The organism is Ignavibacteriota bacterium (genome assembly GCA_016713565.1).
Classification (GTDB): domain Bacteria; phylum Bacteroidota; class Ignavibacteria; order Ignavibacteriales; family Melioribacteraceae.
The window spans coordinates 276,239-299,308 of the sequence record JADJOX010000003.1; the positions used below are offsets into that span (position 1 = coordinate 276,239).

Below are 23,070 nucleotides of genomic sequence, written 5' to 3' on the forward strand. Positions count from 1 at the left end.
TAAACCAGCCATCTATGTTCTGCTTCAGAAGGCGTTCTCCAGTTCAAACCGCTTTCAACCGTTCCATTTGTTCCAATAGCTTGAATTATGTTGCAGAACGGAATATCATATTTTAAAGCATATTTCCTAATGATATCAATATTAGTAAAATATTCTCCGCCGTCGTATCCATTATAAAAATGATATCTGTCATAGCTGAGTAATTCGAGTTTTGCGGTTTGCAATAATGCATCGATATATTCTCCATAACCTGTTCCGCTTGGCCAAATATTTACAAAGCTCAATCGTGAAGGATCTTTTGTTCGAATTCGTTCAACAACTTTTCCAATATTTTTAAATGCTCCTTCATGCGGTTCATCGCAAATATGATAACCAATCAAGTTCGGATCATCTTTATATTTATCAATCACGGCATCAAGGTTGAGCAGCATATCTTCAGTCAAATCCGGTGCTTCAACATTGTCTTCACTTCGTAAATATTGATCTCCGCCTAAAATGCCCGTTACAAGTACAAAATATTTTAAATTGTATTTTTTCACCATGGAGACCAATTCATCTTCAGGTCTTACCCACAAAACATTTTTAAAGTGAGCGTCTTTATAATACTGAAATACTTCATCTTCATATGGAAGTCCGTACCACGCGTAAGGCGGCGACCAAGCGCTAAGTAAAAATACATCTTGCTTCCAATATTTATCATTTACATTAAAAGTTAAAGTCCGCTCCGTTGTATCAATATCATTGAACAATTGAAGAGTTAAATTATATATTCCGAAATTTCTAAATGAAATTGCCCAACCGACAGAGTCAGCAGATTCTCTATACAATGTTCCATGTTCATTATCAATATTTCCATTCAATAAATCAACGCCGTTCGGCAATATCAATTTGCTTTTTAACGAAGATTCAACGTCCCCGGCATTACTTACAGACGCGTATAATTTTACTGCTTGATCAGGTTTATAAATTGTTCTGTATGAGGCAAAGTTATTTATTTTGGGAACTGCCCCGATTCTAACAATTCGTATATAGTCAATTTCAATTTTACTCCCAATTGACGGATTAAAATCGAGCCGCATTATTTTTGTTATTTTTCCTGTCCATTGTTTGTTTTGATAGACGGGAATTTTAAATTCTTGAAAAGTAGTATCACCATTAGAAAAAAACTGCATAAATCCCCAATTGCCGGAATCATTATTCCACATAATCTTTCCTGAACTTGCCCCGGGGATTTTCAACCTAACATAAATAAATCCGTAATCCTTAGACTCCAATTCAAAAACATCACTGCTTAACGATGGAAAATCACTAGCAACAGTCGCGCTTAAAAAACCATTTTCAACAACAGAATCTTTTAAGGCTTTGCTTAATAAAATTCCCTCAAAATCTCCATTTTGATTAAATTCCCAAGACTTTCCAATTACTTGCGCATTTATATCAGCAAACGAGAAGATCAAGAATATGTTGAATATTATAATTGTATGGATAGTGCTTTTATAAATCATTTTTTCCCTAAAATTATTTTTTGAAATAACAGTCTGCCGGCACAATTTGTTTTTCGGTATTCGGTCCTTCATATTCAAGCTGCAAACCTTTACCGCCGCCAGCTTGAAAATAATTTACTTGAATCAGGTGTTTTCCGATATCAAGATCAACACTGCCTGAACTGCCAGAAAATCCGTGCAAATCATCAGCGTTTACAACTAATTTATTGTCGATCCATAATTTACTTCCGTCATTTGATGTCAGATAAAATGTGTATTTTCCTTTGTGATGAATCTCAATGAAACCGGTAAAAATTATTCCAAATTTATCGTCTAAAACTTTAAACTGATTTAGATTTATATCAAAAATGTTTCCCGTTTTTTGCGGCTTTAATTTTGTAAAATCCGGAAGTTTATGCCAAGCGCCAACATAATAATTATAATTTATACCGTTTTGGATTGAATCTAAAAATATAATTCTATTTGTTTTTGTATTGCCGAAATCATTTGGAGTTCTAAATACTTTTGCTTTTACGACTGTACTTTTATTCAATGAAAAAGGTTTGGTAAATAGTTTTGAATTGAAATTCGGCTCGCTTCCATCAAGCGTGTAATGTATCTCAGAATCTTTTGAGTATTGACGAATATTAATTTTGACGGAATCCGGCGCGAACAATATTGTATCAGCGGGATCAATAACAGGAATTGAAACCATCGGTGATTTAATAAATTTACTTATATTCTTAACAATAATTTTATAATTGCCTGATGGAATAGAAAATTGTAATGTGTTATTAGATGAGCCGTAAAATTTTATGTTTGAATCTTCAGTTAAATATTCAGTACTTTTATCACCGGGAAGATAAATTTCGGCTTTTGTATTCGGCGGAATTGAAACATTGAAATTCAAATTGCCATTACTGTAAACCCAATCACTTTTAATCTCACCATAAATAGAATGGTATGATGCGCTTACAAAATCAAGATCGCTTACCAAAACTGGCTTAATTATTATATGCTTAAATCCGGGGTTTTCGGGATCAGGAAGGATACCGCCCAAAGCTTGAAAAAACCACGCGCAAACACTTCCGAACATTGGATGACTATGAGAATCATGACCAAGCCAAGTCTCCCAAATTGATGTAGCGCCTCTTTCAATATTGTAACCAAAACTTGGAAAATCTCTTCTATTCATAATTGTATAAGCTAAATCCGGTCTGCCATATTTTGTCAATACTTCAAGTAAATACGGAGTTGCCATCATTCCGGTATCAAAATGTCCAATGGTCTTCATTTCAATATTTTGCGCGAGATTATCAAATACTTTTTTTTCAATTTCATTTGGGACTAAACCAAATGCCAAAGGAAATACATTTGCTCCCTGTCTTCCAATCGAGTAATTATTTGTGGATGTGTTAAAATATCTTTTATTAAATGCTGATTTAACTTTTTCGGCTTTTTCAGTAAATTTTTTTGAATCGGCAGGTTTACCCAATACTGCCGCGATTTTTGTTATTAATGTTAAATCATAATAGTAATATGCTGAGCTAACTAAAGACGGAGGTATTTCTGTCTCTGTTGGCGGAACCCATTCACCCAATTCTTTTTCAACTACTAAGCCTTCTTTATCCGTAATTGAATTTAAGTAACCCAAATATTTTTTCATTCCATCGTAATGATCCGCAAGAATTTGTTTATCGCCGTAATATAAATACATGTACCATGGAATTATGATATACGCAGAGCCCCAAGGTGTTCCTCCGCCGCCGCCGTGATACGGAACTGTATTTGGAACATAACCCGTAATCTTATTTTGAGCATCTGAAATATCGTTTAGCCATTTTGTATAAAAGCTTTGCATTTCAAAATTATAAATCGCGGCTTGCGCGGATATCTGACCATCGCCGGTATAACCTCTACGTTCTCGATGAGGACAATCACTCGGCACGCCTCCGTGCATATTTCCTGTCTGCGTTTTTTTGTAATCATTTTCAATTCTAGTAAAAAGATCATTTGAACATTCAAAATTACCAGCTGAACTTACATCTGTATTTACAATTCTTCCTTCAATATTATCAATGTTTAATTCAATATTGTTACTTTCAATTTCAACATATCGGAACGCATGCCAAGTAAATTTTGGTTCCCATATTTCAAGCTCACTGCCTTTAAGAATATAAGTATCTGATTGTTCAAATGAATTTCCGCTGTCTTCATAAAAATTTAATTTAAGCGTATCTCCTTTATTGCCTTTTACTTTAAGTTTGACCCAGCCTGAAAACATTGTCCCAAAATCATATTTGAAATTATCTTTTTTTATTTTTGAAAATGATGAAGGTTTAATAGTTTTAATAATTCTATCAGGCGGTGACATTTGCGCATTTAATTTGCCTTCCGGCGTTCTTAAATATTTTGCGTTTATCCATTTAGTGTCATCGAAATTGACCAAATTCCAATTATCTTCTTCCAACCTCGAATCATAAATTTCACCGTGGTATAAATTATTATCAACAATAGGACCTGTACCTATTTTCCAACTATCGTCACTAATTACAGTTGATCTTGTTCCATCATCATATTCAATTTCCAATTGGGCAAGCAGCCGCGGTGTGTTAAAAGAGATTGGCAAATATTCATCTCTTTCGTTTTGAAAATACCAGCCGTTTCCGAGAATAACAGAAATTACATTTTCACCAACTGTCAATTCGTTTTTAACATCAAATGTATTATAGAGAATTCGGCTTGACATGTTCGCAATTCTTCCGCCTTCATAATTTTCATTTTGTCTTTTGTCATAATTCGTCTGGTTTGGTGAAAGTAAATAATCACCTACTTTTTTACCATTTAAATAATTTTCGTAATAACCTAATCCGGTAATATAAATCCTTGCCTCTTTAACCGTTCTATAAATATTAAATTTTTTTCTAAGATATATCGCGGGGTTTCGTTGTCCTGCAATTACATTTTTTAGTTCATCTTTCCCGATCCATTTTGCCGACCAATCACTTTGTTTTAGCAATCCCATTTCAAAAAAGCCTTGTTTACTCCATTTTGATTCTATATTATAATTATCCCAAACTTTTACTTTCCAAAAAACTCTTTGTCTGGATGTAAGTTCTTTACCAATATATTTAATTTGATTTGATGTCGAAGAAATTACTTTTTTCGAATCCCACAGATCGCCAATATTTTTATTAAGATTTTCTAAACTGCTTGATGCTATAATTTGATAAGCTTTCTGTTCAAAGTTATTTTTATTAGATATTAATTCCCAGCTTAACCTTGGCTCTGTCCTATCAATCCCAATGGGATTTTCAAGATATTCGCATTTTAAATTTTCAATTGATACATTATCATCAATTTTCGAACAAGATAAAATGCTTGACAGAAAAATTCCAATTACTATAAATTTGGAAAAACTTAAGTGTAATTTTTTCATTTTCATTTTAAGTGTTTATCGGCAAAATTTAGATACTGTTCCCAATCATATTTAGTTATATCATGTCCGCCGCCGCGAATATGATAAGCAAATTTACCGGTAAGTTTTGGTTCATTTAATTCCGGTATTTTTATCGAATCAAATACTTCTTCTTTATAAAGTTTATATACCGGTGCGGAATAATACAAAGATAAATATTCGCCGTAAGGATCTGCCCAAAGATCTTTTTCCGCGCTTGCTACATAAATTGGACGAGGCGCAATAAGCGCAATAAGCATATTTTGATCGAACGGTAAGTTTTCCTCTTTGCCATTGTAATTATGAAATGTTTTGCAAAACCAATGAGGAAAATTAGAGTTTATATCGGATAATTTTTCACCGAATATTCTTTTGGAAAGCGCCGCTCCGCCGCATCCTGAATTATTTGAAATTACCATAGCAAATCTTTGATCTTTTGCTCCTGCCCAAAGCACAGTTTTACCAAGTCGGGAATGACCGAAAACAATTACTTTATTCTTGTCAATGTTTTTATCGGTTTCAATATAATCCATCGCTTTTGAAAGTCCGTAAGCCCAAGCTGAAATGGATCCCCATTCATTTTCCTTTAATGATTTATCTTTATAAGAATAAAATAATTTATGAATCCCATTTTGAAATCCGTCGTCAAAATCCGGATCTACATCACCATAATAAATAGTTGCTAATCCGTAGCCTCTTTCTAAAATTCTTTCAACAGGCCATCTGCTTGATCTTACTCCTCTTGATAAATGATCAGCTTTATTGTTGAAAATACAAAATTCAATATTGTTCGGCACATAACTATCTGTAATGGAAATATTTGTGTCGCAATGTATTGTATGATTTCCGTAAAAATTCATTCCAAGAAATATTGGAACCGGCTTATTTAATTTCGGCAGAAAAATTAAAATCGTCATTTCCAAGGAATCAGAATCATTAAAAAAAACTGCTTCAACTTCCTTCAATACCGCCTTACCGCACAACGCGTTTTTTATTTCCTTTTTAATATTAAATTTTACTTTAATATTATTTGCTGGAACTTTACCATATTCATAATTTTCAAAAAGTTCTAAAACTTCATTCCTTCTTTTGTTTTCCCAATCATTAGCAGTTATAATTTTAGTTCCGTCATTTGAGACAAGTAATTCCGGTAAATCAAATTTTAACGAATCATTTTGCTGAGAAATGATTTGATTAAAAAAATAAAATAGAATTAAGTTAACCCAAATTATTTTTTTCATTTTTGCGCATCTCGTTTAATGTAAATTCAGATATTTAATTACCGCTTCATCACCAATAAGTGCATTTTTTGGTCTTGGATTTTTGTCATTGAAAACCTGCAGTTGTTCCATGGGTAAAATTTTAACGAAATTTTCATTTACTGTTCCGTTAAAATTTACGGCACTTTCATTCAACTTAAGATGATAAGCAAGGAAAATATAAGCTGCGGCTCTTTTAGAATATCCATAATCGTGCTTCTCCGCCGGGAAATGCACATTTTCAACTTTGTGTTCAGCGTTATAAAGTGAGTATACCTTTTGAATATATGGATATTCAATTCTAGGTGTGTTTCTTGTCCAATCCATTCCATCGGATATTAAAAGCATTGGTCTTGGAGCGGCAAGAGCGGCTATTTCAACATTATTTGTTTGAAAATTGTTACTTTTGTGAATCGGCATTCCGCTTTCGCAAATGCATCCTCCAAAAAAATGAGCTGAAACCTGAACAACCGGTACAGAAACTTTAATTCGATTATCCAAAGCAGTTAACATAAATGTCTGCGTTCCGCCGCCCGATTCACCAGTCATTCCAATTCTGCTTGTATCAACTTCAGGGAGTGAAATTAGATATTCTAAAACTCTTCGGCTATTAAAGGTTTGTATAGGAAGCGCAATTGGAATTAAGTGATTTACTTGCGTCGATTCTCCATAGCCGATCATGTCATAAGCAAAAACAATAGCTCCCATTTTTGCTAGCACCGCGGATCGATATTGAACATCTTCTTTGAATCTTTTGTCTTTTGTGTGACCATGCGTGCACAAAACTGCGGGGTTTTTATCTTTCAGATTAATCGGTTTATATAAATTGCCGGTAATGTAAAATCCCGGGAAACTTTCAATAGCAATATTTTCAACTGTATAGCCGTCCATTAATTTTTTATTTCTAATAATTGGATTAAAGTTTCCAACTATTTTGGGCATTTGTTCTAACTTCATTCCTTCAATTATCCCACTACGAATTCTATCTGCTCGTTTATTCCATGTTTCTAAGTTATTCCACTGAGCAGCAAATTCTTTCATCTTTAAATTCGCTTCATCTTCACTCCAGTATTTTCCCACGCATAACATTGAACTCTGACAATGAGAAATCAATTGAGCAAATAATAAGAAACCAAAGATCATTTTTTTCATAATAATTTTTTCCGATTAAATTTAATTTATAAGTTCAAAATTTTGATCAAGTAAATAATCATTTTTTGGAGCCGTGCTGAATGAAATGTCTTTATCTTTATATTTCATTTTACACAACCCGCCTACATTTGAAATTACTTTTACTTTTTCCAACTTTCCACTTTTCCAAAATATATCTATTGTAAAATTTCCTCGTGCTTTCAATCCGGTAATAAATCCATCTTGCCATTCTTTCGGTAAAGCAGGCAGAATTCTGATTATATTATTTTGGCTTTGAAGAAACATTTCGGCAATACCCGCCGTTCCGCCGAAATTACCGTCAATTTGAAATGGCGGATGCGTATCAAACAAATTCGGCAATGTGGATTTCTGTAAAAGAGCAATAAAATGATTATAAGCATTTTCACTGTCTAAAAGTCTGTCATAAAAATTTATTATCCAAGCTCTGCTCCATCCCGTATGTCCGCCTCCATTGGATAGTCTTTTTTCAATAGTCTTTTTAGCGGCTTCAAATAATTCAGGCGTATCTGTTGTTATTTGAGATCCCGGATGTAAACCAAATAAATGCGACATATGCCTATGTCCGGGTTCAACTTCTTCATAATCTTCTATCCACTCTCTTATTGTGCCATCTTTCCCAATTAAAATTGGAGGAAGTTTTTTTTGTGTTTCAGATAATTTTTCAATAAATGCTGGGTCATCATTTAAGATTTTGGCAGATTCTATACAAGCATTAAAAAGTTCATGAATAATTTGCAAATCAATTGTAGCGGCAAATGTTATTTGATTTCGCTTACCATCGTAAAGAGATATGAATGAATTTTCCGGAGAAACCGAAGGCGCGGTTACTAAGCGTCCATTTTTATCTACAATTAAAAAATCCAGAATAAATTCTGCGGCGCCTTTCATTAAAGGATACGCGTCCTTAGTAAGATAATCTTTATCTTTTGTAAATTGATAATGTTCCCAAAATGTAAGCGCCATCCAAGCTCCGGCAAGAGGTGAAGTTCCCCATTGCACGCCATCCATTAATCCGGTTCTTCCAAACGGATCGGTCAGATGATGCATCATCCAGCCTTTCGCGTTATACATTTCTTTGGCGGTTACACTTCCCGGCTCTTTAACTTTTTCAAAAAATTTTGTTAAAGGAATTACGGTTTCCGGTAAATTGCAAACTTCCGCCGGCCAATAATTCATCTGCAAATTTATGTTTGTATGAAAATCCGAATTCCAAGGAGCTTCGAAATGCTCATTCCAAATTCCCTGCAAATTTGCTGGAAGAATTCCGGGCGACCTTGAACTGTTCATAAGCAGATATCTGCCGTATTGAAAATATGTTGCCGCAAGTTCTGGATCTTTTTCTCCTGACTTTAGCTTTTCAAGTCTTAAATCGGTAGGTAAATTTGATTTTAAACTATCGCCAAGACTTATATTAACTCTATTAAATATTGATCGGTGTTCCAATATATGGTCTTGCTTAATAGTGTTATAACTTTTTGAATCGGAATGTGAAAGAATATTCTCGCAAATGTGTAATGGATTTATTGTCCTATCGAAATTTAACTTATTTAAATTATAGTCGGTTGCCGCGGTTAGTAAGATTGTAATTTCATCTGCATTTTTAATAATTATTGAGCTGTCATTCTTTGATTTTTCTCCGCCTTCATTTTTTATTTCGAGAATTGCGGAAAATTTCATGTGCTTACCGATTGGTCCGGTTTCAGGCTTATCCTTATCATCTATTTGACCGGTAAGAATTATTTTATTTTCATTTTGAATTTTAATTTCTGCGTCTATTTTTCTTGTAAGTGAAATATTATAATTCAATTTGCCCTTTTGGGATGAAGCTAAATGTACTACAAGAATATTATCAACCGCCGAAATTAATGCTTCTTCAATAAATTCAATATTATTTGATTTAAATTTAACAGTGTGGATACCGTCATTTAAATTTAATTCTCTTCTAAAATCATTTGATGAATTAATCTTGTCAATTCTTTCAATATTCAAATTACCAAGAGTTTGATAAGAACGAATTCTTGGCGGCGTGCCAAGCATTGTTTTTACCGCAATCTTTTCCGCTTCCGTACTATTTCCTTCAAGTAAAAGTTCTTGAATTTGTTTTAAATTTTTTAAGGCTTCAGGGTTATTGTTGTTTATTCTTGTTCCCGCCCATAAACTTTCTTCATTTAGCTGTAATAATTCATTATTAACATCTCCATAGATCATTGCGCCTAAACGTCCGTTACCGATTGGTAATGCTTCTGTCCATACTTTTGCGGGTCTATCAAACCAAAGTTGAAATTTATTTGTTTGTGATTCATGTTCTTTTGTATTACAACTTACAAGTATCAAAACGAATAAAATCAATAGCTGTATTTTCTTATTCATGTTATTCCTTTCCATACTTAATGATGAAACTTTTTTTACAAAATTTATTTTACAAAATAATTTGAATTGAATTTTTCATCAATTTTTTCTTTCAACATTTTTTGATGTTCTTCATTATTTTTCAATAATATCAAATTATCAGTTTTTACGATATCATTTTCTTCGGTTCGGTTATATCTTATTTCAGGGTTATTTTCATCACACATTAAAATATTATTTCTCACAATATTTTTTGTAGCTTTGTGAAATCTTAAAGGTGAACGAGCGATATTATAAACAATGTTTTCGGAAATAAGTAATTCTGTGCTTCCCTCGTCCAAAAACATTCCGTTACTCTCCGCTTTGCCCGCGTTTATTTTTACATCGTGAATTATGTTATTAATTATTTTGCTGCCTGGCTGTTTTCCTAAAAAATATAAACCGCCGCCATCGCTTAAAATATTCATAATATTATAGATATGATTTGACGTAACAGTATTATTTGCACATGGGGTTGAAATCGTATCCCACATCCAACCGACAGAAATACCTGTATATGGTAAATTTTTTACAACATTTTTTTCTATCAAAGTATTTGACACTAATCCGCACCAAATTCCGCACGCTCCGAAAAACCTTACACCGCAATTTTCTACCATAGAATTTTTAATTTTATTTTCGCTTGAAATTTGGGTTGGTTCCATTTTCCACCAAGCGTTGGAATTAATCTGCCTGTCTTGTCCTTCTCCGATTGAAATTCCATTTCCTGCAATGTCATAAATTTTACAGTCGGCAATTTCACAATTAACACAGCTTTCTTTAAACCAAATCCCTGAACCATCGGTATGTTTTACAGTACAATTTTTAAACAAAATATTTTCAGCACAATTAACTTCAATTGCCGCGGGTACTTGATTCCATTGTTTGGTATTTGACTCACGATTATCATACATACAAGCTTGAATTCCGCAGTAACCTCTTTCTGGAATAACCCAATTTGTATGCTCAAAAGTTATTCCTTCAAAATTTATATATCCACGGTTTTGTAGTCTGTCGCCATTGATTTTAACAAGCTGAGGAGAAATTGGTATTACGGCATTTAATTCATTTATATCTTCATTGGGAAAAGGAACGTAATAAATTTTTCTTTGTTCAAAATCGCAATACCATTCACCAGGCGAATTGCAAAACTCAATCGCATTTTCTAAGAAGTATCTTGGATTTGGTTCCCAATTTGAAATATTAAAAAACGCCGGACTCCTTGCGCCAATTGAATCAACTGTTTTCAAACTAAGATTTTCCCAATCAATTTCTTTAACGCAAATTCTTGTAATTGACCAATCGTGTAATAATACTAATTCAAGATTGCTTACTTTATTTACATTAGGAAAATCATTTTTCTCAAAAAAGAAATTAGTTCTATTATCTTCTCCGGCTTTTTTAACGTGTAAATAATCTTTATCAGGAAACCGCGCTCTAATGGCTCTTCTATCGTTAACATAAAGCGTATTAAATTTACATGAATAATTTTCCGGCAAAGTTACAGACCAAATTCCATTGGATTCTTTCTTCCAATTTTTAAGTTTAATTCCGCCTGAGATTACAACGCTGTCAGTGTTGCGAGAAATTATTTTTAATGGATTATCAACACTTCCAAGTTCATCGGCGTTAAATTCCAACGGCATCTCAATTCGATAATTCCCTTCTGAAATAATAATTGAAATAGGTAATTTGCCTATGCTGGGTTTTACGTTTTCAATCGCTTTCTGAATAGTTTTCAATGGGGAATCGAAATTTCCGTTGGAATTATCATTGCCATTAACGGAAACATATATCTTTAATTCATCCCCCGGAAAAATTTGTATATTAAAATAAAGCAAAAAGAATAATGCAATCTTTAAAATATTCTTATTCATGGCAATTCTTAAAATTTTATGATTTTCAGATTTAGTTTATTTTACAACTCCATGAAATCTTGCCATGTAATACGGCAGCAAGTAAATTGTTCCTTCATTTTCCGAATATCCGTTTCCTTCACTTGAATCAATTACAAATCCGTCTCTGTCTAACCTTACATGACAACGTTCGTCAATTGGCAAAGCTTTGCCGTCTACTGCGCTCCATCCAACTTTAAGGTCATTTTCCTTTGCGTATTCAAAAACATTCTCTTTTCTTATAGGATCAACCGGACGCCAGCCTTCATTTACCAATTGTCCCGGCGTTAAGTCAAATTGTATGTCGAGCCGATGTTTATTATCCATCTGATATCCAATCAAATCAAGCGGCAGTCTTTGTAAAGTTTCAAAAATGTCATCCATCGCGAATTCATTCATAAAAAAACGACTTGAAGTATATTCCGCATAACCTTCCGCTTCCGGAAATATTTTTCCTGTCTTATAAATACCCGTATTTACTAAATTGTTGAATTTATTTGCCATCGCGTAATACAGTATATTCCAGTAAGCGCTTTTTTGCTTGCTAACATGAAGCCATGAATTTTCCAAGCTTTCTCTATACATTAAAATTAATTCCGGATCAGTTTCATAATTTAATAATCCGTACATGCTCATTAAGCAAAGATTATTATCCCAGGGGACAACATCTTCAGGAGGGAAAAACATTTTAGACTGCATTGCGTTTATGTGATAATGATATTTATCTCTCAACATTTTTGCGGTATCTAAATATTTTTGATCGCCGGTAACGTGATAAGCAACATTTAAAAATGAAAGCATCATCATTGAATTTAATCCTCTCTGATCCCAACCCCAAATTGAATCAAAATATTCTGGTGAAAAATTTCCCCATCTTGTCGGCTTACCATCATAGTCTACTAATTTAAAACCATGCCTGATTAAATGATCAGTTATTGCGCCAACAACTTCTTTCACTGCATTTTTTTCGTCTTCAGTCTCCGCGACCAAATCAAAATAAACAGCATAGAAAAAATAATGTCCGGTCAATTCATCAGAACTAGTATCGCATTTCCATAAATATTTTCCGTCTTTGCTTTTTGGGAATCTTGGGAAAATGTCTTTCCAGAAAGGATCTTCGGCCTGTTTCTTAATATTATAGGCATGATCATATTGAGAATTTACATCTTCATACCAATCAATTGGAATAATAAGTCTGGCTGGAAAACCTTTTTCATGGGAAATATCAACCAGCCATTTGCAGGCTTCAAAACTTCGCTTTGCCAATTTTTTCGCTTCGGCACTTTTTGTAACCGCATACTTAAATGCTTGAGAAGATCCGTACATAGCGGTGTACATTCCATCGTTATCGGAAATATCATACTGCCATGAATTTGGGTTAAATCTTTCTTTAAGTTTGTTTTGCGCGATAAATCCGTCTCTATTGTGCCGTTCTTCTACTTGCCTTACAAAGTAATTTGCCTTCTCTTCCAAAGTCATTTTTTTTAACACAATATTGCTTATACCCTTTTGTGTCGCAAACCAAACAATGCTGTCGTTTTGAATTTTAATATCATTTACAAAATCGTCTGCCAGCCATCTTCTGCTGAATCTGTAATAAAATTTATTCCCGTCGGTTCTAATCGCGCCTTTTTCTGTACCGAACCAAACATCACCGCTGCTTGATTTTTCAATACAAGTAAAATTTTTATAAGGCAATCCCTCTTTACCGGTAAATAATTTCCATTTATTATCTAACAAATAGCCCGCGCCTTCATTGGACCCAAACCATAATCTATTTTTTGAATCTACTATTAGTACTTTTACATTTGTTAATTTCCAACTGTAATTTATGTCTTTTGGAAAAATTTCTTCCCATTTTGATTCTGGCGCGGATTTAATGTAGAGTCCATTTTTTGTCCCGGCAAATTGAATGTTATTAATTGTAACTTGTGATAAAATTTGATCATTTAAAATTTCAGTATTTTGTTCTTTTTTGGATTCGGTTATTTTCGTATTATTTTTTAACTTTAACCATGATTTACCGTTATAAATAAATTTACTTTCCTTAGAAACCGCGTAAACATTATTATTCTCAATTTCTATTTTAGTAAATTCGGTATTGGGAATTCCATCTTTAACAGTAAAAAAAGTTGCCACTTCTTGTATAAATTTATCTGAACTTTTTATTTGCGCGCATATGTTTATGGCCGCAATTAAAAATATTAATAATGTTTTTTTCATTAACAACCCTAAATTATTATTGATTTATTTTGCATCTCTCCATTTTGATAATTCTCTAAACCTTGCCTGATTTTATTAATATCAGAAACTAAACTTTTAGAATAAATTGCGAAATCAGAACTGTGAAGTATAATTTTAATACCAAGATTTCCCCATTTTATTTGGTACTGCGGATCTTCGGATAAATGAATTCCAACCGGAATATTTTTCTTTGACGCAATCTTAATTATTTGTTTCACATATTTATCAAATTCGGGATTATCATATTCTTCAGGAATTCCTAAACTGCATGATAAATCATGCGGACCAATAATTACTCCGTCAATTCCATCAACTGATAATATTTTTGATAAATCCTTAACCGCAGGCTCGCTTTCTATGTTTATAAAAAGTAAATTGTTTTTGCACCTATTATCAATATATTCTTTTAAATTCGGTTTAATTTTTGAATTATCCGTTAAAAACTCATTGAGTCTTTTGCCTTTTATCGGTCGATATTTTGTGGCTCCAACTAATTCTTTTACTTGCTCTTTTGTTTCTATATAAGGGACTAAAATTCCAACGGCGCCGCCATCTAACATTGTGCATGCGGCATATGGATCAGGCGATGGAATTCTAACAATTGGATTTAAATTAAGCGCAGAGTACAAAACGCACATTTCGGAAACTGTTTCTCTTCCTAATGGAATATGTTCAGTATCAATGAAAACAAAATCTAAGTTTGCGCTTTTTACCGCGTTGCTCCATATTTTTGACGCGGAGATAATTGCGCTTCCGTAAATTCTCTGCCCCGAATTTAGTTTCTCTAATAATGGATTTTTTTTCATTTTATGTTTTAATTTTGATGATTGAAAATGTTGCCGGAATTAAAAATTTACTACGGAAATTTTATAATTATCCAAAAATTCAATGAAAATTTAGAATTTTAAAATCTTCATTTTTAGATTAGTAAATCGATTTCCTTTTATTAAATTAGGAAATAGATTTTGTTTTTACAACAAAATTACATTTATTATTTATAGAGCAAATAATACACAATGTATAGTTCACTTTGGATATATTGATGGATTCAAATTTAACTGCAAAAAAAAATTCTAATTATTTAAAATTGATTTATATGATTGATTTAAATATAAAAAATATTTTTAGCCTTATTATTTTTATACTACTTTTTTCAATTTCAGCAATTGCCCAGACAAAAAGAATTTTTATAAATGAATTTCTAGCTTCAAATGAATCTGTTAATGAAGATAGAGATTTCGAACAAAACTCCGATTGGGTTGAACTTTACAATTCACTTGATGATACAGTAGACATCAGTAATTGGTATTTGACCGATAATTTGAGCAAACCCGATAAATGGCAAATTCCCTTTGGCGTTAAAATTCCACCCGGAAAATTTTTAGTAATTTGGGCTGATGGAAAAGATACCGTTATAAATAATGTTCATACAAATTTTAATTTTTCCGCGGATGGTGAAGAAATTGGCTTATTCGATTCTAATTTGATTTTTGTTGATAGTGTTATTTATTCAAATCAAAATGTTGATATATCTTACGGTCGAAAACCTGATGGAAATGATTTATGGAATTTATTTATAAATCCGACTCCCGGAAATTCAAATAATTTATCGGATAGCTTAAAATTAGAAAGTCCTTATTTTTCTGTTGATGCCGGATTTTATACAAATGAACAGACATTAATTATTTCGCATAATGATCCGCAGGTAATAATTAGATATACAACAAACGGAAATGAGCCGACGGAAAATTCACAGATTTACTCAGCGCCGATAATAATTAAATCAAGAACCGGCGATCAAAATATTTTTTCGGAAATAAGGACAAATAAAGATCCTTTTCTTTGGCTTCCCGACTGGCAGCCGCCAAATAGTGAAATTTTTAAATCAACCGTTATTAGAGCAAAAGTATTTAAAGTCGGTTACATTCCAAGTGTTGTTGTTACTAAAACATTTTTTGTTGATGAAAATATTTTTCAAAAATATTCTACGCTTCCCGTCATTTCTTTGGTCTCTGATTATAAAAATTTATTTGATGAAGAAACAGGAATTTATGTCCCCGGAATCTTTCATGAATCCGGTAACAGCGGAAGTGGAAATTATTTTAAGGACTGGGAAAAACCCGCTCACATTGAATATTTTGAAGCTGATAAAAAATTGGCTTTTTCGTATGACCTTGGAATTTCCGTGCATGGAGGCACTTCTCCGGCAAGTCCACAAAAAGGATTAAATATAATCGCGAGAAAAGAATACGGCTCTAATTCAATTAATTATGCGCTATTTAAAAACGATCCGACAAATGCCAATAAGTTAGAAGAATTTAAACGTTTTATTCTAAGATCTTGGGGAAGCACAATAAGCGGTTCATTATTTAGCGATGCTTATGCACAAAGATTAATGGCAAAAAATGATTTGGATATTCAAGCATATCAGCCGGCTGTGGTTTTCATAAATGGCGAATATTGGGGTTTGCATTCAATTAGAGAATCAAACAAGAATTCATGGTATTATCAATCACATTACAATATTGATAGAAATAACCCGGGATTTGATATTCTAAATAATTCGAGAAAGAATAATCTTCCGTTTGCTTATGCTGATGAAGGCGATGCGAATAACTGGAATTTATTAATGGCTTATATAAATTCTCACGATATGACCTTACCCGAAAATTATGAATATTTAAAATCAAAAATTGACATGAATAATTTCATCAATTACATTGGTCATTGCGTTTACTTGGGCAAATGGGATTGGCCAAATAATAATGAAGGAAGCTGGCGACCAAGAACAACTGACGCAAAATGGAGATGGATACAATATGATATGGAAACAAGTTTTGGCGCTGCAACAAGTTTAGGGACACAGTTTTCCGGTTTGGGTCCGCAACTAAATATGATTAAAGCCGTAACAGTCGGCGAGTTTATTCCGGGATTTGGCGTGTATGGTCCTCATCCAATTGTAGCTAAAATTTTTAATAATACCGAGTTTCAAGATTCACTGAAAAATTGGTTTGAATATCATATGCAGCATGAGTTTCATCCTGATTCGATGAACATATTATTGGATCAAATGGCGGATGAAATTAGACCATATATGGATGAATATAAAAACAGATGTCCTTATATTGGAGAAATGGATGACGGTTGGGAAAATTCACTTTTAAAAATTAGGGAATTTAATTTTCAGCGACCGGCATATATGAAGCAGCATTTGGAAAATTTAACTTCAGTTGAAAATTTAGAGTTAAATTCTGATTTCAATCTTTATCAAAATTACCCTAATCCTTTTAATCCAATAACTACAATTAAATATAATATTCCGGCAAATGCAAAAGGTAAAATTTCAAATGAAAATATTGACGCCAATAATTCTGTGCAGCTTATAATTTATAATTCATTAGGTGAAAAAGTTAGAACTTTGGTAAATCAAAAACAAACTCCGGGTGAATATAAAATCGAATTCAATGCAGCCAACTTAGCAAGCGGAATTTATTTTTATCAATTAAATACCGGGAGCTTTGTTCAAACAAAAAAATTGATGCTTTTAAAATAAAAAACCCAACTATGCATAGTTGGGTTCTAAAACTGTTTCACAATACTTAACTAATTTAATTCTTTTACAAAAATATTTCTGAAACATACTTTTGCGCCGCTGTCGTGGTTTTGCAAACCAAAATATCCAGAATTTGCAAAATCTTTTACTTTTCCTCTTGGTTCGGCATTCCAATCATTAATTAAAACGCCGTTTAATTCTACTTTAATATTATCGCCGTTAAAAGTAATTCTATAATGATTCCATTCGCCGGTTTTTTTAGCGGCGTTTACCTTAGCCGGTTCGGCATCATAAACAGCGCCTGTTCTGTGAGCTGGATCAGAAGCATCATCAATTTGAATTTCAAAAGAATGATATATATAATCATCACTCGTTAACATATCAGGAACTCTTAAAAATACACCGGAGTTAGTTTTTGGAGCCAGACATTTATATTCTAAATCAAGAACAAAATTTGAATATTTTCTTACACTATACCATAGCAATCCCATTCCGCCGCTGGAAGTTAAAACGCCGGTATTTTCGTCCAATTCAAAATAACCGGGTCCGTAATGATTCCAACCGTGTTTGTTATATATTCCATTTTCATTTGAACCTAAAACTTCGGTAAATCCTTTGTAATAAGTAATGCTGTTAATGTAATCTAATCCTTTCTTAATTGAAGCGCTTGGATCCGGTTGTTCGTCTTCTCTTTCATGTTCAATAGAGAAAGTTCCTTTGTAATTCTGTAATGTCAATTCAGCAAGTATATCGTGTATATTTACTTTACCACTGCCGAAAGGAACGTCTTCAGCTTCTTTTACGCCTGCTTTATCAAGATCTTTTAGGTGAATGTTTGTAATTCTGCCTTTTAATAATCTTAAAGCTTCAAGAGGATTAATCCCGCTTCTTAACCAATGTCCAGTATCTCCGCATATTCCAATTCTGTTATCAAATTTGGAAATATTTTTTAATACTAATTCAGGATTCCAATATTTTGAAGGCTGCGGATGATTATGAATACCAACTTTGATGTTATATTCTTTTACCATTTTGTCAATTAATGAATAATCATCATAACTAGGTTCAAGCATAATAACTTTTATTCCCATACTTTTTGCAAAGTCAAAAGTTTTTCTTGCGTCGGCTTCATTATTTTCAAAATTGGTAACACCGAAAGCTCTTAGAGTCATTCCATATTCCGCGAGTTTATCTTTAACCGCTTTCATATCCGCTTCGCTCATTCCGGGTCCCATTGTTTTCTCATCATTATTGGGATATAATTTTTGACCGGGAAACGCTTCGATATATTTTATTCCCAAAGCTTTGGCTTTATCCAAAGTTTCCATAAAAGAAAGTTTTCTGAATGTCCAGCATTGTAACGCTGCCGGAATTTCTTTAATGTTGACTTCCGCATAATTAGTTTTCATTACTTCCTTTTTAACATCCTTTAATTTTTTTTGGGCAAACCCATTTGTGAAAGAAACAATAATTAGAAAAAAAACGAAAAATTTTAATTTTTTCATACACACTCCATCTATTTTTTTAATTTTGGATTCCACTCGCCTTTAGCGACTTTTGGTATAAAAGTATCTAAATCGGCGGGTGGGAAATTAATTGTTTTCTCTTCTTCGGCACTTTTGTAAGCCGTCATTAATAACTCGGTTACATTCACACCGTCGCTAAAATTTTCTTCCGGACGTTTTCCGTTTAAAAATGACTGAACCATATGTCTATTTTCAACGTCATAGCCGTAAGCATTTTCCTCATTACTAACAATTGGCATTAATCCGGTTTCTGCATTTTGTTTTTCGACAAGATCTTCGCCTTGTTTTCCTAAAATATCTCTGCTGAGGAAAATTTTCATATCCGTATCTAAAGAATTTATCGCCAGCGAATACTCCGGACCTAAAACTTCCATACTTAACCTTAAGCCAGCTCCAACATAACACCAAGAAGTTGTTGTTTCTACTATTACCTTTTGATTATTCTCATCTTTATACTCAATCACCGATCTAGCATAATCTTCAGCTGGTCTGTTATTGTAATCAACTTTACCGTTGCTGTTTTTTGATAATATCTGTGAATATTTTGGGTTTTGCCATTTCAAGCATTCTGTATGCGCGGTAATTTTTACGGGAGTTAAGCTTTCTCTCGGTTTTCCGGGTTCTGTTAAAAGATACCGGGCAACTTCAACCGAATGACACATCATGTCATTTAAAACTCCACCGCCTTGCAGTGATCCTTCCCAAAACCACGGCATATGCGGACCGCTGTGTTCTTCTGCGGCTCTTGCTAAATATGGTCTACCCGCATTTGCGCCGCGAGACCACAATAACTGTTTTCCTCTAATTGATGTCGGCGCGAAAATTTGATCTTCTAAATAGCCGTCAAGTAGTTTGGCTCTTTTTGCAAGGTCTAACATTTTTTTAGCTTCACTCACATTTCTGCCAAGCGGTTTTTCGCAAGCCACGCCAATAAGTTCACCTTTGCCTGTTTCAACCGCATTTACAATTTCTTCCATCACTTCCAATCTTGTAAAGTTCGGAGTTAAAATCCATATTGCGTCAATATTCGGATCGGCAACTAAATCAGCTATTGATTTGTGAACTTTCGGATCGCCAACATTTAATTGTTTTACCAAAGAAGCAGCTTCATTAGCGGAATTAATATTTTTATCAAAAATTCCATTTATATCGCCGTCTCTCACAGAAACCCACGAACGAATGTGAAATCTTCCAATAAAACCGGTACCAATTAGTCCAACGCCTAATCTTTTTTTAGCCATAAATATTCCTTTAATTTATGAATTTTTCAAAACTTTATTTTCTTTAAACATAATCCCAAAAAATATCATGACCAGCACGGCAAATACCGCAGGTATGTACCAGAAATTTTGCCATTCAATTAGATTATTACTCGTGATTAAATAATTAAACAATAATCCTGCAATTTGAGAACCGATTAACATTCCCAAACCATACGTTGCTAAAATAATAAAACCTTGTGCCTGGTTTCTAATATCGGCAGTTGCGGTTTTATCTACGTAAATGAAACCTGCGACAAAAAAGAAATCGTAACATATTCCATGCAAAATTACACCGGAAATTATCATCCAGGAAACCGAATCATCAGCGCCCATCGCAAATAGAAAATAACGCAAAGCCCATGCGCCCATTCCGGTTAAAAGCATTTTCTTTACACCCAATATTGGGAAAAGTAACGGCATGATCAAAATAAATACAACTTCGGACATTTGACCGAATGACATTACAAATGCGGGATTTTCAATTCCGGTTGAATTAATATAAACAGGAGCGTAAGCATAATAAACTGCCAAAGGTATGCTGATCAAAAATGAACTTATAATAAAAATCATGAATGATTTTGTATTTAATTTTTTAATTGCGTCAATGCCTATAATTTTTCTAAATGATGCCTTTTCACCTTTTGCCGGAGGAGGTGTGTGGGGCAAAGTAAAACTGAAAACTCCCATTAATATTCCAGCAATTCCAGCTATAGTTAATGGAAGCGATGATTCGTCAGCGCCCAAAATTTTGCTTACAATAATACCGGCAATAATCCAGCCAATAGTACCAAAAACTCTAATAACAGGAAATTCTTTTTCTTGATTGCTTAAATTGGAAAAGGCTAATGTATTTGTTAATCCAACAGTTGGCATATAAGCAAGCATGTGAATTAATAAAAGAATAATAAAAAGTGTAGGTGAAGTTAATGCAACTAAAGGCGTTAACAAAATCGAAATTCCGCCAATGAAATGTAAAACACCTAATACCTTTTCTGTTGCAAAAAATCTGTCGGCAATCATTCCTAAAAAGAACGGCGAAACAATTGATGAAATTGGACTAACGGTATAAGCCCAATGGATAACTGAGGACATCCCATTCGCATTCATATAATTTCCAACCGTTACATACCAAGCACCCCATATCGCGTATTGCAAAAACATCATTAAACCTAATCTGATTTTAACGTTCATGATAAGCTCCAGAATTTGAATAATATGTAAAATTACTTCGATAAAATAAACTAAGTTTATAATAAGACAAAAATAAAACTTAAAAAAGTTGAGGTACAAAAAAAAAAATATTATATTGCAAGTAAAACGATTGTTCTTAAAATAAACTAATTTTTTTTATTATTCCATAGACAAATTTGAAACATTTTTTATACTTTTTAAAGGTATAAGAAAATCTATAGTATAATTTTTCAAACTAAATAAATTATTCCTCTTCACATAGGAGTTTAATATGGATAACAAAGATTTGAATTTTACCGATTCAAAAGGCGGCATTTCCAGAAGAAGTTTTATTGGAAGGACCGCAATGGCTACTGCTGCATTTACAATTATTCCAAGACATGTACTGGGCGGCAAAGGATTTATGGCACCGAGTGACAAATTAAATGTAGCTTGTGTTGGAATTGGCGGCAAAGGTGTTGAAGATTCTGAAGCTATGCAAAATGAAAATGTTGTTGCACTATGCGACGTTGATGAAATTAGAGGTTCTGAAACAAGAATGAAATATCCAAACGCAAGGTATTACAAAGATTTTAGAATAATGCTAGAAAAAGAAAAAAGCATTGATGCAATAACTGTAAGTACTCCGGATCATACACATGCAATAATTGCTTATACTGCAATTAACTTAGGCAAACATGTTTATGTACAAAAACCGCTTACACATACTGTTTATGAAGCAAGAACCTTGGCAAAAGCGGCTAAAGAACATAACATAGTTTCTCAAATGGGAAATCAGGGACACGCCAGCGATGGCGCAAGATTAATTAATGAATGGATAAGCGGCGGTGCAATTGGTGATGTTCATGAAGTTCACTGCTGGACAAACAGACCAATTTGGCCTCAAGGCATTAAGAAACCTGAAGAAGTTCCGTCTCTTCCAAATTATTTAGATTGGAATTTATGGATTGGACCGGCACCATACAGAGATTATCATCCTGCATATCATCCATTTAGCTGGAGAGGATGGTGGGATTTTGGAACCGGTGCTCTTGGCGATATGGGTGCTCATATTTTGGATCAGCCTTTCTGGGCTCTTGATTTAGACTTCCCAGACACAATACAAGCCTCCTCATCAGAATTCAACGATCAGACTTATCCTGTTTCTTCAATTGTTACATGGACATTTCCTAAAAAAGGTAAAAGAGCTCCTGTTAAAATTATTTGGTACGATGGCGGTTTGTTGCCTCCAAGACCTGTTGATTTGGAACCAGGAAGAAAATTAGGAGTTTGTATTTATTATGGTTCAAAAGGAAAATTAATGCACGATAGCTATGGTGAAAGTCCAAGATTAATTCCTGAAACAGCAATGCAGAAATTTACACCTCCAAAGAAAACTATACCAAGATCACCAGGTATATATGAAGAATGGATTCAAGCAATTAAGAATGGAACAAAAAGCACAACAGATTTTGAATACAGCGCAAAACTGACTGAGACAATGCTGTTGGGCAATATAGCAATCAAATTGAAAGATAAAAACACCATTTTAGAATATGACGGTAAAGACGGTAAATTTACTAATATGGATGAAGCTAATGAGCTTTTAACAAAAAAATATCCCCAAGGCTGGGAAATGTAATTATTGATTTTATAATT

12 protein-coding genes are annotated in these 23,070 nt (G+C 33.4%); 2 read left to right on the forward strand and 10 right to left on the reverse strand.

Annotation, left to right across the window (positions count from 1 at the left end; genetic code table 11):
- Positions 1–1,518: 1,518 nt before the first annotated feature.
- The 7 genes from IPK06_03930 to IPK06_03960 are packed head-to-tail and all read right to left on the reverse strand — an operon-like array spanning position 1,519 to position 14,706.
- The gene (locus IPK06_03930) at positions 1,519–4,923 is read right to left on the reverse strand and encodes a family 78 glycoside hydrolase catalytic domain (GenBank protein MBK7979159.1); all 3,405 of its coding nucleotides are present in this window, start codon (positions 4,921–4,923) and stop codon (positions 1,519–1,521) included.
- A gap of 2 nt (positions 4,924–4,925) precedes the next feature.
- Positions 4,926–6,182, reverse strand: a complete 1,257-nt coding sequence (locus tag IPK06_03935) for an acetylxylan esterase (protein ID MBK7979160.1) — start codon at positions 6,180–6,182, stop codon at positions 4,926–4,928.
- A 15-nt stretch (positions 6,183–6,197) separates the two neighbouring features.
- Complete coding sequence (locus tag IPK06_03940; protein ID MBK7979161.1) at positions 6,198–7,352, reverse strand: acetylxylan esterase; 1,155 nt, start codon at positions 7,350–7,352, stop codon at positions 6,198–6,200.
- A 21-nt stretch (positions 7,353–7,373) separates the two neighbouring features.
- Positions 7,374–9,743, reverse strand: coding sequence for a glycoside hydrolase family 95 protein (locus IPK06_03945; GenBank protein ID MBK7979162.1), 2,370 nt, complete (start codon positions 9,741–9,743; stop codon positions 7,374–7,376).
- A gap of 44 nt (positions 9,744–9,787) precedes the next feature.
- The gene (locus IPK06_03950; protein ID MBK7979163.1) at positions 9,788–11,638 is read right to left on the reverse strand and encodes a right-handed parallel beta-helix repeat-containing protein; all 1,851 of its coding nucleotides are present in this window, start codon (positions 11,636–11,638) and stop codon (positions 9,788–9,790) included.
- A gap of 36 nt (positions 11,639–11,674) precedes the next feature.
- Positions 11,675–13,879 (reverse strand): hypothetical protein, encoded by a 2,205-nt coding sequence (locus IPK06_03955; protein MBK7979164.1) that lies wholly within the window; start codon positions 13,877–13,879, stop codon positions 11,675–11,677.
- 8 nt (positions 13,880–13,887) lie between these two features.
- On the reverse strand, positions 13,888–14,706 hold the full coding sequence (locus IPK06_03960) for an aldolase (GenBank protein MBK7979165.1): 819 nt from the start codon (positions 14,704–14,706) through the stop codon (positions 13,888–13,890).
- A gap of 236 nt (positions 14,707–14,942) precedes the next feature.
- On the opposite strand from IPK06_03960, the gene IPK06_03965 reads away from it, so the two are divergent.
- Positions 14,943–17,453: a CotH kinase family protein gene (locus IPK06_03965; protein MBK7979166.1), complete on the forward strand. Its 2,511-nt coding sequence runs from the start codon at positions 14,943–14,945 to the stop codon at positions 17,451–17,453.
- A 50-nt stretch (positions 17,454–17,503) separates the two neighbouring features.
- On the opposite strand, the gene IPK06_03970 is transcribed toward IPK06_03965, so the two are convergent.
- Genes IPK06_03970 through IPK06_03980 form a run of 3 tightly spaced genes read right to left on the reverse strand, consistent with a single transcriptional unit; the run spans position 17,504 to position 21,432 of the window.
- Entirely contained in the window at positions 17,504–18,958 is a 1,455-nt protein-coding gene (locus IPK06_03970) for a DUF1080 domain-containing protein (protein MBK7979167.1), read from the reverse strand.
- Between the two features lie 11 nt (positions 18,959–18,969).
- The gene (locus IPK06_03975) at positions 18,970–20,220 is read right to left on the reverse strand and encodes a Gfo/Idh/MocA family oxidoreductase (GenBank protein MBK7979168.1); all 1,251 of its coding nucleotides are present in this window, start codon (positions 20,218–20,220) and stop codon (positions 18,970–18,972) included.
- A 15-nt stretch (positions 20,221–20,235) separates the two neighbouring features.
- A complete protein-coding gene (locus IPK06_03980) occupies positions 20,236–21,432 on the reverse strand; it encodes an MFS transporter (protein MBK7979169.1) in 1,197 nt (398 codons plus the stop codon).
- A 346-nt stretch (positions 21,433–21,778) separates the two neighbouring features.
- Between IPK06_03980 and IPK06_03985 the strand changes: the two genes are divergently transcribed.
- On the forward strand, positions 21,779–23,053 hold the full coding sequence (locus tag IPK06_03985) for a Gfo/Idh/MocA family oxidoreductase (protein MBK7979170.1): 1,275 nt from the start codon (positions 21,779–21,781) through the stop codon (positions 23,051–23,053).
- Positions 23,054–23,070: the final 17 nt, after the last annotated feature.

What these genes read in the sequence shown, in the direction of transcription:
- IPK06_03980 (MBK7979169.1), bottom strand. Translation starts at nt 21,432, where the DNA reads ATGAACGTTAAAATCAGATTAGGTTTAATGATGTTTTTGCAATACGCG.
- IPK06_03945 (MBK7979162.1), bottom strand. Translation starts at nt 9,743, where the DNA reads ATGAATAAGAAAATACAGCTATTGATTTTATTCGTTTTGATACTTGTA.
- IPK06_03985 (MBK7979170.1), top strand. Translation starts at nt 21,779, where the DNA reads ATGGCTACTGCTGCATTTACAATTATTCCAAGACATGTACTGGGCGGC.
- IPK06_03965 (MBK7979166.1), top strand. Translation starts at nt 14,943, where the DNA reads ATGGATTCAAATTTAACTGCAAAAAAAAATTCTAATTATTTAAAATTG.
- IPK06_03930 (MBK7979159.1), bottom strand. Translation starts at nt 4,923, where the DNA reads ATGAAAAAATTACACTTAAGTTTTTCCAAATTTATAGTAATTGGAATT.
- IPK06_03955 (MBK7979164.1), bottom strand. Translation starts at nt 13,879, where the DNA reads ATGAAAAAAACATTATTAATATTTTTAATTGCGGCCATAAACATATGC.
- IPK06_03940 (MBK7979161.1), bottom strand. Translation starts at nt 7,352, where the DNA reads ATGAAAAAAATGATCTTTGGTTTCTTATTATTTGCTCAATTGATTTCT.
- IPK06_03950 (MBK7979163.1), bottom strand. Translation starts at nt 11,638, where the DNA reads ATGAATAAGAATATTTTAAAGATTGCATTATTCTTTTTGCTTTATTTT.
- IPK06_03970 (MBK7979167.1), bottom strand. Translation starts at nt 18,958, where the DNA reads ATGAAAAAATTAAAATTTTTCGTTTTTTTTCTAATTATTGTTTCTTTC.
- IPK06_03960 (MBK7979165.1), bottom strand. Translation starts at nt 14,706, where the DNA reads ATGAAAAAAAATCCATTATTAGAGAAACTAAATTCGGGGCAGAGAATT.
- IPK06_03975 (MBK7979168.1), bottom strand. Translation starts at nt 20,220, where the DNA reads ATGGCTAAAAAAAGATTAGGCGTTGGACTAATTGGTACCGGTTTTATT.
- IPK06_03935 (MBK7979160.1), bottom strand. Translation starts at nt 6,182, where the DNA reads ATGAAAAAAATAATTTGGGTTAACTTAATTCTATTTTATTTTTTTAAT.